A 14,649-nucleotide genomic window follows, 5' to 3' on the forward strand; every position below is an offset into this window, starting at 1 on the left:
TACCATGCTAGCGCTCAATTCTAGAGTCTGGAAGAGCGTGTACTTTCGAGATATGTTCATTTTTAGAATCACATGCAGATAGGTCGATCATGAGCCAGAAAAAGCCCACATTGAATGATATCGCCATCAGTGCATCCGTATCTGTTTCGACTCTATCTCGCTACCTTCATCGCAGAGGTTATGTCAGTCGTGATAAGCAAAAACGGATACAAGAATCGATGGCACAGTTTAACTATCATCCACGAACGAAAAGCATCGTCACACAGGGTGATCGCAGCCATTTAATCGGTGTCATTGTTCCTTATGCGTTGTGTCCGCATTCCAACGCAATTTTGTCGGGACTTGAAGAGAAACTGGCGGAATTTAATCTTATCCCCATAGTCACAATAGGGAAGTGGATCAATGAAACGGAGCTTTCTCGCTTTAGAGTTCTCTTAAAGCAAGGCGTTGATGGCGTAGTTGTTATCGGGGGAAGCTTAACCAACATGCAGCTGAAAGATTTAGCATTGGATCTTCCTTTAGTCACCGTTGGCAGTTATGACGTTGAAAATGAACAAGTCTCTAGTATTTGTACGAATAATTTTGTCGGGGGGTACTTAGCGACCAATCACTTATTGCGTTTGGGTCATAAAAAAATTGCCCATATTTCTGGGATAATGTTCCATCCTGATGCCAAACAGAGAATGTTAGGGTATATGGAAGCGCTAGAAAAAGCCGGCTTAGCCCCTGTGCAAGAGCTCATTGTTGGCGGTAATTTCGAAGTGAGCAGTGGTGAGAAAGCAGTTGAAACGCTTTTGTCACAAGGGATCGAGTTTAGTGCGATTTTTACTGCAAACGATCAAATGGCATTTGGCGCAATTAATGCGTTAAGAAAAGCAGGGATTCACGTACCAGAGCAAGTATCAGTGGTCGGTTTCGATGATCATGAAGTATCCAGTGCCTTTAATCCACCATTAACCACTGTTAGCCAACCATCGAGATACTATGGTGTATTGGCGGCTGAAAAAATAGCTGAACGGCTAGGAATATGTTCGTCAAAAGATAACTCGTTATGGGGGGAGGATTTCTTATCCGTCGTTGAGAGAGAGTCCTGTAAGGAAAAGTCGATAGAATTAGTTAAAGTATAATAATATTAATAACTTATTGAGTGGATATTAAATATGTTAACTATGAGTGTAATAGTCATACTTTAATAAGTATCTGAATTATATATTTATTATCTAAAAGGATAAAGCTCAATACGATTTCTGACATTGTTCCGGTATATTTATAGTGACCTTGCATAATAAGTGTTCTGTATCATACTTCGTTAATGCATGTAAAAGTAATGCGTAGAATTAATTATTAGTAACACCACAAATTATAATAATGGTGATAATAATGTCAGTAAAAAAATGGATAGGCTTACCGATCGCTGTTCTACTACTTGTCGTTTATTTTATGATGAATAACGTAGAACAAGAAGAATTAACAGACTTTGTCATTGCAGAAGCATCTCAACCTGTTTTCTCATTGCTCTATATTGCTAAAGAGAAAGGCTATTTTGAAGATGAAGGTTTGAATGTCACTTTTCGTTCGTTCACATCGGGTCGTGATGCACTTCAAGATGCGGTCGAAGGTAATGCAGATTTAGCCACTACTTATGAAACGCCAGTGGTACTACAAACCCTTGCGGGTGAGAGTTTAAAAGTTATCTCATCTCTACATTTTTCAAATAAAAATACGGCTATGTTAGCGCTGAAGTCTTCAGGTATTGAAGAACCCAGTGACTTAATCGGAAAAACCATAGCCGTTCCTCAGAATACTAACGCTGATTTTTTCTTAACTATGTATCTAGCCAGTGAAGGCATCCCAATTGATTCGGTCGAAATGATCGATGTTAGGCCTGAAAATCTTCAAGATACGCTCGCAAACAATAATGCTGATGCGGCAGCGATTTGGAATCCTCACTTATACAAACTTAAAACGACTATTGGTTCTGAAAACTCTACCAGCTTCTACTCTAACGCCTATACCGAATTTTCAGTGTTGGTCGGGCGAGATGAAATTGTTGCCGCGAAGAATACTCAAGTTGCCGCTGTTGTTAGAGCGCTAATACGCGCCGAGCAATATTTGCTGGAATCACCTGAAGAGGCGAAGGAGCTGGTTATTTCAGTTTTAAACCTCCACTCTAGAGAAAGTATTGAAGGCACGTGGGGTGACTATCAAAGAGCTGTGAAATTGAATAACGTATTGGTTACTGTCCTAGAGCAGGAGGCTCAGTGGATTATAAAACAAAGAAAATTATCCAATGAATTACCGAATTTTAGGGCTCTGATTGATACCAAGTTTATTAAGTCAGTGAATCCTAAAGCTGTGACTATTTTATAGCGCAGTGCCGATATGAAAAATAAAAATCACAGTGTCAGTGTTAAATTAACCGCGCCCCTTGTTCTAATGGGGGCTCTCGCGGTTCTTCAGTTTTCGTATTTGCTATATGACTTGTCGGTGATTAAACAGTCCATCGAAGAGAAAACTAATGCTGTTAGCAATATAGAGTTGCTTAGTTTTACCTTAAGTCAGAGGGAGAATAATTTACGTTCGTTGTTATTTGAGTTTTATGTTTCTAAAGACGCTGAAATCATCAAGTCAATAAAGAAAGAAAGAGTCAATATCCTTGGAACCTTAGATAAGCTAAAAACCTTTAGTCACTCATACCTGATTAACTATGATATTGATACCTACCTTAGTCATCGAGGAAATTTGGTAGCCTTGTCTGACCGGTTCATTTCAAGTGTCATGGGTGGAAATGAGTTATTGATAGAAAATACGTTTAATCAATGGCGAATAAAAGAACAACATATCAATTCATTACACACTGATTTGATTGGTAATATGTACAATTTAAATCACGCTTTTCTAGCCGAATTAAAATCATCACAAAAGAGTCAAACCACACTGTTCTCTATTTTTATTTTAATGAATCTAATTTTAATTGGCTCAGCTTACTTTATCTCTCGAATCATTGTGACCAAACCGTTAATCGAGCTTAAAAATGCAACGAAAAGAATGGAAGAGGGTAATTACGATATAGGCATATCTTCTAAAGCTAATGATGAGATTGGATCTCTTTTCCGCTCTTTTAACTCAATGTCTAAAAGTGTTCATAATTTTAATGTTGAATTAGAAAGTATGGTGGAAACTCGAACTGCGGAGCTTGAGCTTGAAGTTGCTCAGAGAAAAGACGCGGAAGAAACACTACAGATCAAAATGGTCGAACTTGAACGAAGTAATCGAGATCTTGCTCAGTTTGCTTATGTTGCTTCGCATGACCTACAAGAACCATTAAGAATGGTTGCGAGCTATACTCAATTAATCGAACAGCGATATGCTGATAAGCTAGACCAAGATGGCAAGGAATTTATTGGCTTTGCTGTTGAGGGTGCGGTTCGAATGCAAAAGCTCATTAAGGATTTGCTTGAGTACTCTAGAGTAAACAGAAAAGAGCTGGATCTATCGGCTGTCAATATAGGACAAACGCTTGAATGTATTGAGAGGAATCTCACCTTTTTACTGGCGCAGTCTTCAGGTGAAATTCATTTTTCTGAAGAGATTAATGAGATAGAGGTAGTTACTGATGAATCTCTACTCATGTTATTGCTCCAAAATTTAATCGCGAATGGATTGAAGTTTCAAAAGGACAGCCCCGCAATAATCACTGTAAAAGTGTTATCTAATTCAGACCATTGGCATGTATCAGTGACGGATAACGGAATAGGCATTAAAGAAGAATTTCAAGCTAGAATCTTCAAAGTGTTTCAGCGATTACATAGCCGTACTGAGTATGAAGGGAATGGAATGGGTCTGTCTATCTGCCATAGTATTGCAGAAAAGTTAGGTGGGAAAATATGGGTTGATTCCATTTTTGGACAAGGAAGTACCTTTCATTTCACCATTGAAAAAAAATCATTGCTTGCAATAGAAAAGGAGAATTCAGATGCAGAAATATATCAAAATATTGCTAGTTGAAGATAATCTTGGCGATGCTCGATTAACACTTGAAGCAATGAGTAACCAAAACATGGTAAATAATGTAGAAGTGATTCATCTTGAAGATGGTGAGATAGCGCTTCATTACCTTACTCATACGGATGAATACGGACAGTTTGGAGAGGGCACATACCCTGATTTCATATTGCTGGACCTCAATTTACCTAAAGTCAGTGGCTGGGAACTCCTCGACTATATTAAATCTGATGAGCGTTTAAGGAGCATTCCTGTCGCTGTTCTTTCATCTTCCGACTTACCTCAAGATATTAACCGTGCTTATAGCCATTACGCCAATTGCTATATAACTAAGCCGGTCGATTTTTCAAAATTTACTGAGTTTGTGAAAGCGATTGATTGTTTTTGGTTTTCAGCGGTCCAGTTACCGTCAGGGGCATACAATGGAGAGCAATATGCCAAGTGCTAATCAACGCATTAGGACACTGCAGGTAGAAGATAACCCGGGCGATTCGCGGCTATTGTATGAATATCTTTATCGAGAGAATGCGTCGGATGTTGACCTTAAACAAGTTGAGACGTTATCTGGTGCGTTAAGTAAATTAACAGAAGAACCGTTTGATGTGGTTTTGCTCGATTTATCTCTTCCTGATGCTAGTGGTTTGGAGGCGGTATATGCGGTGCTCAAGCATGATCCTGCGATTGCTGTTGTTGTAGTGAGCTCATTGGATGATGAAGGGACGGCATTAGAGGCACTGAAAAGTGGTGCACAAGATTATATCGTCAAAGGCAAGTTTGATAGTTACATTTTGCACAAAAGCATTCGTTACGCATTAGAGCGAAAAAAAATCAAAGACCGACTAAGTTATCTGGCTCAATACGACGCATTGACAGGCTTACTCAATCGCAGTTCGTTTTTGTCTAGAGTTAGTGAGGCGTTAGAGCGTTCTAAGCGAAGTATGAACACAATGGCCGTATTCTTTATTGATATGGACAAATTTAAACAGGTTAATGATACGTTAGGTCACTCCGCTGGAGACGAACTATTACGGCAAATTACTGGTCGATTTAAAGCGAGTGTTCGTAAACAAGATTGCGTTGCGAGATTAGCTGGGGACGAGTTTGCCATTTTAATGGAGTCAATGAACTCAATGGAAAGTACCGAGGTGGTAACACAGAAACTGTTTGGATTAATGCAAGAACCCTTTCAGCTTGATGAAGGCTTGGTATACATATCGGTAAGTATTGGGATTACTGTTGTTTCCGATCAGCCTATCTCAACAGAGGAAGCACTTAAACAAGCTGATATCGCAATGTACAAAGCTAAGCGTGAGCCAAGTAATAGTGTTCACTATTATGATAATCAGCTTGAAGAGCTACTTGCGTGCCGACATCAGGTGAAGGATAAAATTAGCCAAAATCTCGATGAAGAGTTGCTATTGGAGTTCCAACCGATTGTGAACGATCAAGGCCAAGTTGTTGCGGTTGAAACATTTCCCAAATGGAACCTTCCAGCGATTGGCGATCTCTATGCTGAGTCATTTTTGCCTTTTCTTGATGACATAGGTTATACGATACCTTGTGGAAAGTGGACACTTGAAGAGTCTTGTCGTGTGGTTAGTCAATGGCATAAAGAGGGCATTGTTGATAGTGAATTTGTTCTTTGTATCAATCTTTCTGCTAAGCAAATTGAAGACAAAAGTTTCATTACTACTGTTGAAAAAGTACTGGAACAAACGCAGTTCCCTCCAAGGTGTTTAAGGTTTGAAATAACAGAAAAATGCCTGTATGAATTAGGCAGCTTGGGCAACAAAGTGTTTGAAAAGTTATCAGACCTGAACGTTTCCTTGTCTATTGATGCTTTTGGCAAAGGCTACATGTCGCTCCATCAATTAACAGAATTACCTTTTGAAGCCATAAAAATCCACTCTTCTTTAATTCAAGGATTACCATTTGATAATCAAAGCCGAACGATGGTGAGATCGATTATAGCCTTAGCAACAGAGCTAAATAAAAGCGTTCTTGCTGAGGGGGTTCAAACATCTGAACAGAAAGAGCAAGTTATTCACTTTGGTTGCAATCGGCTACAAGGTGAGCTTTTTTCCAAATCGATATCCAATCAGGAGTTTTTGGGTCTATTAACCAACAGTAAACGTGAGCGAGTTAATCAGGTTGGAAGTAAATAGCTGACTTGGCTTAACCTTACTTGATCTTTGTTGGGAACAAGCGGAGTAAGTGAAATACCTTCCAATCAGCATTAGCTAAGTGTTTAATCATTTCTTCCCCTTTTTGGCGTAACGCCCTTACTAGCGGCTTTGTATGTTTTGATAGGGTTATATACGCACATACAATACCGATTAAGCTAAATACCAAAACGCTACTCGAAAATAGGAACTGATTTGAGCCACTCTCAAGCAACAAGATAGAGTGAGTCGCGGCGACTACGAAAATGATACCCCCCACATGATGCACCTTCTTGAACCATCGTAGCTTAAACAGCCGACTAAGACTTAGTGCCACAAAAGGTAAGAGTAGATATAAAACAACTTCACCTAGATCCTCACCAAAATCCTGCATCCACCCGTCAAATAGCCAGCTTGATAAGGTGACATCGTTTGCCAATAACCAGTGTAAAACCAAAGAAAAGCAGCTCGCTATACCGAGCTCCTTATGCGCTTTGTACATATCACCGACTTTAAAAAATCGGCTGATTAACCATTTTGGCTTGATGGATAACAGCATAACAATGGATAAGTAGCCAAGAGTGAGCATGCCAGTGAGTTGAGTCACTTGATGTTCTAGGAAAGTACTATTGATAGACACAGGCCAAATCGACGTTGTATACAGACCAAATAAGGTAATGAATAGCAGTGTCGTCGCCATGAATAACTTGCTCATAATGAATTCTCTTGGTGAACGTAACGACTATTATGAACAATACGTATTAATGAGTGCTTAAATCTCCATTCATATTGAGTTAACCGATCTATTCATCTTCTGCATGGTCAATTCCCTTCATCACCACCAGCTATCAACGGTCGTTGTTTGATTTTGAGTCATGACCATTTAATTGTATTTGGCGAGCAACCTTTTTAGCCTCACTTCTTGTATGAACATTCAGTTTCTTGAACAAATTATATACGTGAGTCTTAACGGTGTACTCTGATAGGAAAAGCTGTTCGGCAATGTTCAGATTAGAAATATCTCTAGTTAAAAGATTAAGCACCTGACGCTCTCGTAGTGTCAGCGAATCAAAGCTGACTTGAGTGTTACTATTTGGATTTCGACTGTTAAAAATCAACAGTTCTAAAAAGTGTCGAGGAAACCACAAACCGCCAGATAAAATGTATTCGATGCTTTTTGCTAGGTGTTCAATACGGCAAGAGCGAGTTAGCAATCCACTGAGCATATTAAAATGTAAAAATTGGGTGTCATTGACCTGATCTGGTACGTTAAGAACAAGAAACTGAATTTGCAATAAGTCGAAATTGGGTAAGGTATCACCCTCAATGAGTTTTTTCATGTATTGATAATCGATGATAGCCAAATCAGTTTGACTCAGGTTCTCGGCATTAGAAAATTGCTCAGCGCTACAATGTCTAAGTGAGGTATTCGGGGTTTGGGTCAATTTCATTTCGAGCAGTTGATACTCTAGACTGTTGATCTCTGCTAGATGTGTAATACGAATCGTGCTCATAATAATATGCCTTATTTTGATGTGAAAACTTATGTATTTTAGTTGATGGTTTTACTAATCCTATTTGTGATTTTCCTGCGAATAAAAAATCTAATGCCAATTCATTAGAGTGAAATTGAATATCTACATGAATGTTATTATTAATTGTGATCCATAAGCAGTGCTTTAATATTGATGTTGTTGCTATCTCTTTGTTTAGTGGTGTTTCTCAATAGTTTACCTAATTATCAAATATGCGATTAAACTATATAGTTAATGTTTAGTGACTAATTGCCAGTAATACTAGGATAATTACTTATCTATACTAACTTTAATAAAACACTAGTTAATGATGTTTTATCTTTGTTTAATTTGTTGTTTTGTATGGATTAAAATTAAATATTATTGATGTGTATATGTTAACTTTGTTGGGTTGAATAACTGTTCTCATTATTGAAACGTTCGTAATTATTTAAATGGTTATAATCATTTTGCCCAAGTAAATGGGTGACAGAATGATGTAATTCAAATGGTATGAATGAAAAATTAATGGAGCAAACATTATGAATCTATCTAAAACAGGGTTGGCTATTGCTATTTCAGTGTTATTGGCATCAGGAGGGGTATTTGCAGACTCGAATGATTCAAATGGCAGCGATGATATTTTGAGCGGAAACAATCTTAACAGTAACCAAAATAACAGTGTTAATGACAGTGGCAACGGTAATCTTGATGATAGCGGTAACACTCTAACGGCGACAGATAACAGTACAAATGATAGCGGTAACCTTGATGTAGAGGATAGCGGCAATACATTAACGGCGACAGACAACAGTACCAATGACAGTGGTAATCTTGATGTAGAGGATAGTGGAAATACCTTAACAGCAACAGATAACAGTACAAATGACAGCGGTAATGTTGACGACAGTGGCAACGTTCTGACTAACACCGAAAATGACAACGATAGTACTTGGAATAATAGTAATAACAGACTCTCAAATAATGAGAGTTATGAGATTACTATTGAGTCAGATACCGTTATCGCAAATGCTACGACATTGGGTTCTGTAGCTGGTGCAACGGTGGTTTATGGCGCTGGTGGTAATCATGGCCAGGTAAGTGTGGATAATATGAATACCATGAATGGCTTTGGTAGTGCGGCAGGTATTACAACGGTTGCGCAAAACTCAGGTGGTAACTCATTAGTACAACAATCTGTTGCTGTTAACGCTTCTGTATTTACTGATTAAACAGGGAGTTTCGATCATGCGTTTAGCACTTTTCGTCATTTGCACGATAACATTGCTACCCGCCACAGCAGACGAACTTTTATTAACCGATGCAACACTGTCGAGTACTGAATTAAGTGATTCGCGTGGAGGACAATATTACGTTGATATTGACAGTGTTGTGGCATCTTCAGATATTCATGGAATAAGTTCAGGAAATAGTGCTGACTACAGTACCACGGGTAGCAATATTATTGCATCCGGAGCGTTATTAGATAGTTCTGGAATAACCAATGTGATTCAAAATAGCGGCAATAATGTACTTATTCAAAACGCAACAATAGTTAATCTATCGTTGGAGTAATATGAAAATCTGTCAGTTAATTATAGGGGTGGCGCTGATATATTCAGCTCCCCCTTTTGCCTTAGACTTCTTTCCAAGTCGAGGGCACTTTAATGTACCGGTTAAAAGTTATCAGGAAATTACTTTTGGTGAGGTATTACGACAGCAATACGATTTTAGTTGTGGCTCAGCGGCTTTAGCTTCTTTATTAGAATTTCATTATCAAACTCCTTCATCAGAGGAAGATATATTCAAGTTGATGTATGAAAATGGTGATAAGGAACTTATTCACGAGCAAGGCTTCTCATTGCTAGATATGAAACAGTATTTAGCTACGCAAGGGTTCAGCTCTGATGGATTCCAGCTGGAATTGTCTAAACTTAAAAATATTGGTGTCCCTGGTATTACCTTGGTTAATTTCGATGGGTATATGCACTTCGTTGTTCTTAAAGGAATAAACCAAAAATCGGTGATTATTGGTGATCCTTCACGAGGTACATTGTTAATGACTCATGAGGAGTTTTCTAATTATTATCAAGGCATTGTATTACTTATTAGGAATAAAGCAGAAATAGGAAAATCGACATTTATTCACGATGACAGTTACGCTGTCAGACATTCATCACCAGTAGGAGAGGGTATTGTAAGGGACTCACTAAGCACGTTTTCAATTACATTGCCTGAAGCTGGCGAATACTGAAACATAGATAAAGGGTAAGGTCATGGATAAAGGGTTTAGATTGCTTGGCGTGGGTTGCCTATTTGTCGCATCACTAGCATGCGCAGAGCCGTTGAGTAACCCGATGATCAAGGCTACACCACTAACATACCAGCAATTATCAAGCTATCGAGGAGGTTTTCAGCTCAAAGATAATTATGTTGTGAATATAGGGCTTAGCATAACCACAGCCGTAAATGGTCAACAGATGTTTAATACCCAAATAGCCAACCTAGTTATTGAAAATGGACACATTAAAGCATTACCCACTAGCAACTCTTTGAAGGCTAATATTGGAGTTGTTAATGTCACGCAAGTTGGAGAGGGAAATTCATCTGGTGATATAACACCAAGCTATGTAGCTAATACGATTTCTAGTCCACTTGCGCAAGAAAGCAGTTCAATACAGAGTAGCAGTTCACTTTTAGCGCAAACAGACGTAGGCGCATTGACAAACATTGTACAGAATTCACTGAATAACAGCGTCATAGGTATGAATACCATTGTTGATGTGGACGCTCAAGTCAGTCATTTGATTAAAAATGCACAGAACAATGTTCGTTTAAAAGATGCCTTATTAATGAGTTCATTGATACAAAATTGAGTGAGAGAATAGTACTACGTAACTCTGACTCTCGTACGAAGCGTGAAAACCAAGGGAAACGACACTTGGAGTTAGGTAGAACACACTAAAAGCCCTGTTAGATTGTAAACAGGGCTTTTGTCTATTTGATTATTAAGTATTGCTGCTGTCGTTATAAATAACGGGCAATAATCAAAGCAGTGATCGATTAAAGTAAAAAGTGTTAAGTATTTAGAAGCTGAAAGGGACTCTCATTGTTAGTTGGAAGTCAGGAGTATCCTCTGTGAGCCCTGCTTGTGCGTTGATGTTGAAGGATGTTGAGGGTGATAGCGCAATGTTTACGCCAAAGTTGATTGAATCTAGTTGTAGTAGTTTTGCTGAATCATCTTCAATCCCATTAATCTTACTCTTCAAAATCGTCTTATGGCTAATCCCTAGTGAGAATGACAGATCTTGATTGACCGCAAACCCAAGCCCAGCGGCGAGTGAAAGAGTGTCCCCTAGATCAACTTCAACTTGACTGTCTCCAATAGAGACTTCGTCTTTAAAGTTATAAGTGTAACCAAAGTTAGCGAATAGAACGGCTGGATCTGACGGGTAGATCATTGAAATACTTGGCTCGATACTCCAAAACCCGGAACCAGTAGGTACTTCACTATAGCTGTTAGTGTCGGAGTCTATTTCGACATCGTAGGGTGATTTCCCTGTGTCTGTTTTTACACGGATACCTCCGACCCAATAGGGGGTAGAATCGACGTTAAACTGATGGCGCAGAGCCACTTCTATGTCACCAAGCCCACCTCCGTCTAAATTGGTATTAATGGTTTCGTCGGCCGCACCATCTTGAATCGGCCGAGTAGATATTTGGTCGCTTCTGTAAACATACGGCATACGAACTTCTAGCTCTGTGTGGTTCGAAATACCATACCGCCCACTTAACCCTGCTGTGATTGTTGTTCTGTCCGAATCACTGACTTCAATTCGGCCTACAATTAACGTAGGAAGAATTGTATAGCCCACGACCGAAACTTTATTGGAAGAGTTCTGTGTGTAACTTAACGAAGTCTCCATTTGGAACGCTCCCTCAGGTGTGAGTACGCTTGGCTGCTCAAGTACATCTTGGACCGTTTGGGGTTTCTTAGCCTGAGTATTTTCATCTTCCGCAGCGACTACATTAAAAGCGACGGGAAGTAAGATGATGGATGAAGCAATTCGATAAATACGTGTCATTAAACGGTCCCTTGAACTTGATCAGTTAACGTTTATTCAAGTTACGAGGAAGAACGTAAATGTGCTATGAACGAAAGTTGATAGCAGTGTAAGTAGCGAATATGAGACAAATAGAATTAGAAAGGTTTAAGCACTAGACATTGTTTAGTTCGTAAGTCATTGAATCAATTTGTTTACTAATATTTATCGGGGAATTAATCAAGAAAGTAGCGGGTAATTAACCAGCGAAAGGTTCAATAACCTAAGTCTTTTGATTGATAGTAGTTATTGAATCTAGCTTTATTGTCATACGTTATGCAGTAGAAAGTATGGGTTGGGATGAATTCACTATATATCCCGAAACGAAAAAGCCCGCTAATTTCTTAGCGGGCTTTCCTGAATGTGGCGGAGAGATAGGGATTTGAACCCTAGAAGGGCTACAAACCCTTGCCGGTTTTCAAGACCGGTGCTTTCGACCACTCAGCCATCTCTCCGTACGGCGCTTATAATAGGTATTGGCATGAATGTTGTAAAGCATAAATTGCACTAGATTAGTTTGTTTGGTCAACTTATCGTCAATACCTATTTTCTGATGGTGATGTAGCTCATACTTATCTATGTCATTTTGAGCGATATGAAACAGGTATTTAAGAGCTCAATAAAATAATGTTTTATTTGTAAGTTTATGATTTTATATAATTTAGTGGTTGTTGGCATACAGATGTACGCCCAAAAGTATTTGCACGTAAGTGTGAAGTGCTTCAAAATATACAACGTTGTTGAGTATCTTGATTAATCTTTGAGGTTTTTATGAAAGTCGCGAATCTTTTTAAGCATCGTGGTGAGTCTATGTCGAAGCACCATGCAGAGTTGAAGCAATGGATGTCTCCTACAGTGCGTACGTACTGGGAAGACCTGTTGACGAAGACTAATAGCAGCCAGCTTTTTGCAAGGTTTAAAGACTTTCATCATCCAGCAGTTAATGAAGATGCTTCAACAGAAGACGCTTCTGTATTAAAACAAGATGTCTTAATGCCAGAAGCAAAAGACGTTTATGAAGAGCTTCAGCAAAAAATTGGTGAAGTCATCCATACCGGTAACTGGCTTCTTGTTGATCAGCAAAGAATTGATCAATTTGGTCAAGTTACTGAAGATATGCAGTGGATTCATACTGATCCACAGCGTGCTCAAGAAGAGTCTCCATTTAAGACGACTATCGCACATGGTTTTCTGACTCTTGCACTGCTACCTCGATTAACCGATAGCGTTGATGAAAGTAACTCACTTTTCCCAACCGCTAAGCTAGTGGTAAACCTAGGCTTAAATCAGGTACGTTTCCCTTATCCGGTTAAATCAGGAAATAATGTACGAGCAGTAAGTCGACTTGCTAAAGTGACTCCAATTAAAAAGGGTCTAGAGATTGAGCGAGAAGTTAGAGTGGAAATTGAAGGGATCCGCCGACCGGGTTGTGTGGTTACTTCAGTGATACAGGTTCACTTCTAATCTGACACCCAATAGAATTAAAAAAAGGAGAGCTAATGCTCTCCTTTTTGCTTTTTTATATCTACGTTCTAATTATTTGATAGGTGTGTAACCATATTCTCTAATTAGATTTTTAGCGCTCTGGCTGTTGATGTAAGTAAGAAAACCTTGTGCATCGTCAGTTAGCGTTTCTTGGTGATAGACCATCAAGAATGGGCGGTATAATGAATACTTCCCAGAAGAGATATTGTTACTAGTGGCTTCTACGCCTTCAAATGTTAGTGCACGAATAGATTTGTCGACTGAGCCTTTTGAGATAAATCCGATCGCTTGCTTATTATGGTTAACAATCGTTTTAACCATGCTATTGCTGTTCACGACAATGTTATCAGTGCTAATGTCAGACACTAGGCGATTGTTCACTATTCTGGTCAGCCCAAGCAAGCTCTCAAAGCTGTAGCGGCTGCCTGATGATACTTCACGAGTAACAACAGCTATCTTTTGATCTGCACCACCTATCTCTTTCCAGTTGGTAATTTTACCTTTGTAGATATCGTACAGTTGGTCACGGCTAATGTTTGAAACGCCATTCGCATTGTTAACCACCACGGCTAGACCATCGAACGCAATGGGGGTAACAGTGAGATGTTCATCTTGTTCACGTTCAGTTAGATAACGAGAACTCATTCCTATTTCAACAACCCCTTTTTCAAGAAGAGTAAGTCCTGCGGTTGAACCAACGCCTTGAACCGCAATAAAGCTATCAGGGTGTTGAGCGTTATACTCTTCTGCAAGAACATCCATTACACGAGCAACGGATGTTGAACCTGAAATATGTACCTCATCGGCAAGAATATGACTGGGTAATAGTGTGAACGATAAAAGAGTGGCAAGCGCAACTCGAAACATAGTGGACTCCGTAGCAAATTCGATAATTAAAGTATCTTATGTCGAATTGATGACAGTTTTGTGAAAGTCAGCCAAGATGGAAATTTAACTTATGTCTACTATGGTATTGGCGAAAGTTGATGGCTATGAGCTAAAATAATAAAAAGAGGTTAGGGAGGTTGAATGAGCTTAATCAATCTATTACAAAAACAGATAGAGACTCGTGCCCAAGCTGTTTGTCAAAATCGAAATCGAAGTCTACCTGTTGAGTTAGGTAAATCCGGCTATGAACCCATGGGTAATGGGGTTCAATTTATTATGCAGCACTACTTGTTAGATTCAAGTCACTGCGATTATTCCAGTTGCGTAGCTCGGATATTGTGGAATTCAGGAAACGAAACGTGGGAGCTAACGATTCCGAATGAAGATGGTGAATTGTGGATTCCGTATCCGTATCTATTTAAAAGTTCGGATTTAACAGCACTGACACGTGAAGTAGAGAAGGATCCTAAGTCCTATATTTGGCAGTAGCGC

The 14,649-nt window shown here is 39.1% G+C and carries 15 protein-coding genes and 1 tRNA gene; 11 read left to right on the forward strand and 5 right to left on the reverse strand.

Annotated elements, in window-relative coordinates; genetic code table 11:
• The first annotated feature begins 89 nt into the window (after positions 1–89).
• The 5 genes from L4C54_RS19455 (at position 90) to L4C54_RS19475 (ending at position 6,170) form a co-directional block, all read left to right on the forward strand.
• A complete protein-coding gene (locus L4C54_RS19455; protein ID WP_428809445.1) occupies positions 90–1,127 on the forward strand; it encodes a LacI family DNA-binding transcriptional regulator in 1,038 nt (345 codons plus the stop codon).
• Positions 1,128–1,380: 253 nt separating this feature from the next.
• A complete protein-coding gene (locus L4C54_RS19460; RefSeq protein ID WP_428800636.1) occupies positions 1,381–2,370 on the forward strand; it encodes an ABC transporter substrate-binding protein in 990 nt (329 codons plus the stop codon).
• A 12-nt stretch (positions 2,371–2,382) separates the two neighbouring features.
• Positions 2,383–4,008, forward strand: coding sequence for a sensor histidine kinase (locus tag L4C54_RS19465; RefSeq protein WP_428809446.1), 1,626 nt, complete (start codon positions 2,383–2,385; stop codon positions 4,006–4,008).
• Complete coding sequence (locus L4C54_RS19470) at positions 3,977–4,453, forward strand: response regulator (protein ID WP_428809447.1); 477 nt, start codon at positions 3,977–3,979, stop codon at positions 4,451–4,453. The genes L4C54_RS19465 and L4C54_RS19470 overlap by 32 nt, the downstream gene beginning before the upstream one ends.
• The gene (locus L4C54_RS19475) at positions 4,440–6,170 is read left to right on the forward strand and encodes a putative bifunctional diguanylate cyclase/phosphodiesterase (protein ID WP_428809448.1); all 1,731 of its coding nucleotides are present in this window, start codon (positions 4,440–4,442) and stop codon (positions 6,168–6,170) included. The genes L4C54_RS19470 and L4C54_RS19475 overlap by 14 nt, the downstream gene beginning before the upstream one ends.
• Positions 6,171–6,186: 16 nt before the next feature.
• Here L4C54_RS19475 and L4C54_RS19480 read toward each other — a convergent pair whose 3' ends face one another.
• On the reverse strand, positions 6,187–6,882 hold the full coding sequence (locus L4C54_RS19480; RefSeq protein WP_428809449.1) for a ferric reductase-like transmembrane domain-containing protein: 696 nt from the start codon (positions 6,880–6,882) through the stop codon (positions 6,187–6,189).
• Positions 6,883–7,015: 133 nt separating this feature from the next.
• A complete protein-coding gene (locus L4C54_RS19485) occupies positions 7,016–7,681 on the reverse strand; it encodes a helix-turn-helix transcriptional regulator (RefSeq protein WP_428809450.1) in 666 nt (221 codons plus the stop codon).
• A 542-nt stretch (positions 7,682–8,223) separates the two neighbouring features.
• On the opposite strand from L4C54_RS19485, the gene L4C54_RS19490 reads away from it, so the two are divergent.
• From L4C54_RS19490 to L4C54_RS19505, 4 genes are read left to right on the forward strand one after another with little or no spacing between them, the layout of a single operon-like run.
• Positions 8,224–8,913 (forward strand): hypothetical protein, encoded by a 690-nt coding sequence (locus L4C54_RS19490; RefSeq protein ID WP_428800630.1) that lies wholly within the window; start codon positions 8,224–8,226, stop codon positions 8,911–8,913.
• A gap of 16 nt (positions 8,914–8,929) precedes the next feature.
• Positions 8,930–9,256, forward strand: a complete 327-nt coding sequence (locus L4C54_RS19495) for a carbon storage regulator (protein ID WP_428800629.1) — start codon at positions 8,930–8,932, stop codon at positions 9,254–9,256.
• A gap of 1 nt (position 9,257) precedes the next feature.
• Positions 9,258–9,935 carry a C39 family peptidase gene (locus L4C54_RS19500; protein WP_428809451.1) on the forward strand — a complete coding sequence of 226 codons (678 nt, stop codon included), beginning with the start codon at positions 9,258–9,260 and terminating at the stop codon, positions 9,933–9,935.
• Positions 9,936–9,957: 22 nt separating this feature from the next.
• A complete protein-coding gene (locus L4C54_RS19505) occupies positions 9,958–10,557 on the forward strand; it encodes a hypothetical protein (protein ID WP_428809452.1) in 600 nt (199 codons plus the stop codon).
• Between the two features lie 210 nt (positions 10,558–10,767).
• Here the strand turns inward: L4C54_RS19505 and L4C54_RS19510 are convergent, their stop codons facing one another.
• Both L4C54_RS19510 and L4C54_RS19515 read right to left on the reverse strand, forming a co-directional pair.
• The gene (locus L4C54_RS19510) at positions 10,768–11,766 is read right to left on the reverse strand and encodes a transporter (protein WP_428809453.1); all 999 of its coding nucleotides are present in this window, start codon (positions 11,764–11,766) and stop codon (positions 10,768–10,770) included.
• Positions 11,767–12,148: 382 nt separating this feature from the next.
• Positions 12,149–12,239 (reverse strand) — tRNA-Ser (locus L4C54_RS19515).
• A 316-nt stretch (positions 12,240–12,555) separates the two neighbouring features.
• On the opposite strand from L4C54_RS19515, the gene L4C54_RS19520 reads away from it, so the two are divergent.
• Positions 12,556–13,248 carry a MaoC family dehydratase gene (locus L4C54_RS19520; RefSeq protein ID WP_428800625.1) on the forward strand — a complete coding sequence of 231 codons (693 nt, stop codon included), beginning with the start codon at positions 12,556–12,558 and terminating at the stop codon, positions 13,246–13,248.
• Between the two features lie 72 nt (positions 13,249–13,320).
• Here L4C54_RS19520 and L4C54_RS19525 read toward each other — a convergent pair whose 3' ends face one another.
• Positions 13,321–14,136, reverse strand: a complete 816-nt coding sequence (locus L4C54_RS19525; RefSeq protein ID WP_428800624.1) for a phosphate ABC transporter substrate-binding protein — start codon at positions 14,134–14,136, stop codon at positions 13,321–13,323.
• A gap of 162 nt (positions 14,137–14,298) precedes the next feature.
• Here L4C54_RS19525 and L4C54_RS19530 point away from each other — a divergent pair, with 162 nt between their 5' ends.
• On the forward strand, positions 14,299–14,646 hold the full coding sequence (locus L4C54_RS19530) for a DUF3024 domain-containing protein (protein ID WP_428809454.1): 348 nt from the start codon (positions 14,299–14,301) through the stop codon (positions 14,644–14,646).
• The last annotated feature ends 3 nt before the right edge of the window (positions 14,647–14,649 follow it).

The sequence above is a fragment of the Vibrio lamellibrachiae genome (assembly GCF_050337265.1).
Classification (GTDB): Bacteria; Pseudomonadota; Gammaproteobacteria; order Enterobacterales; family Vibrionaceae; genus Vibrio; species Vibrio kyushuensis.

What these genes read in the sequence shown, in the direction of transcription:
- L4C54_RS19485 (WP_428809450.1), bottom strand. Translation starts at nt 7,681, where the DNA reads ATGAGCACGATTCGTATTACACATCTAGCAGAGATCAACAGTCTAGAG.
- L4C54_RS19510 (WP_428809453.1), bottom strand. Translation starts at nt 11,766, where the DNA reads ATGACACGTATTTATCGAATTGCTTCATCCATCATCTTACTTCCCGTC.
- L4C54_RS19505 (WP_428809452.1), top strand. Translation starts at nt 9,958, where the DNA reads ATGGATAAAGGGTTTAGATTGCTTGGCGTGGGTTGCCTATTTGTCGCA.
- L4C54_RS19520 (WP_428800625.1), top strand. Translation starts at nt 12,556, where the DNA reads ATGAAAGTCGCGAATCTTTTTAAGCATCGTGGTGAGTCTATGTCGAAG.
- L4C54_RS19480 (WP_428809449.1), bottom strand. Translation starts at nt 6,882, where the DNA reads ATGAGCAAGTTATTCATGGCGACGACACTGCTATTCATTACCTTATTT.
- L4C54_RS19460 (WP_428800636.1), top strand. Translation starts at nt 1,381, where the DNA reads ATGTCAGTAAAAAAATGGATAGGCTTACCGATCGCTGTTCTACTACTT.
- L4C54_RS19490 (WP_428800630.1), top strand. Translation starts at nt 8,224, where the DNA reads ATGAATCTATCTAAAACAGGGTTGGCTATTGCTATTTCAGTGTTATTG.
- L4C54_RS19455 (WP_428809445.1), top strand. Translation starts at nt 90, where the DNA reads ATGAGCCAGAAAAAGCCCACATTGAATGATATCGCCATCAGTGCATCC.
- L4C54_RS19495 (WP_428800629.1), top strand. Translation starts at nt 8,930, where the DNA reads ATGCGTTTAGCACTTTTCGTCATTTGCACGATAACATTGCTACCCGCC.
- L4C54_RS19530 (WP_428809454.1), top strand. Translation starts at nt 14,299, where the DNA reads ATGAGCTTAATCAATCTATTACAAAAACAGATAGAGACTCGTGCCCAA.
- L4C54_RS19470 (WP_428809447.1), top strand. Translation starts at nt 3,977, where the DNA reads ATGCAGAAATATATCAAAATATTGCTAGTTGAAGATAATCTTGGCGAT.
- L4C54_RS19475 (WP_428809448.1), top strand. Translation starts at nt 4,440, where the DNA reads ATGCCAAGTGCTAATCAACGCATTAGGACACTGCAGGTAGAAGATAAC.
- L4C54_RS19500 (WP_428809451.1), top strand. Translation starts at nt 9,258, where the DNA reads ATGAAAATCTGTCAGTTAATTATAGGGGTGGCGCTGATATATTCAGCT.
- L4C54_RS19465 (WP_428809446.1), top strand. Translation starts at nt 2,383, where the DNA reads ATGAAAAATAAAAATCACAGTGTCAGTGTTAAATTAACCGCGCCCCTT.
- L4C54_RS19525 (WP_428800624.1), bottom strand. Translation starts at nt 14,136, where the DNA reads ATGTTTCGAGTTGCGCTTGCCACTCTTTTATCGTTCACACTATTACCC.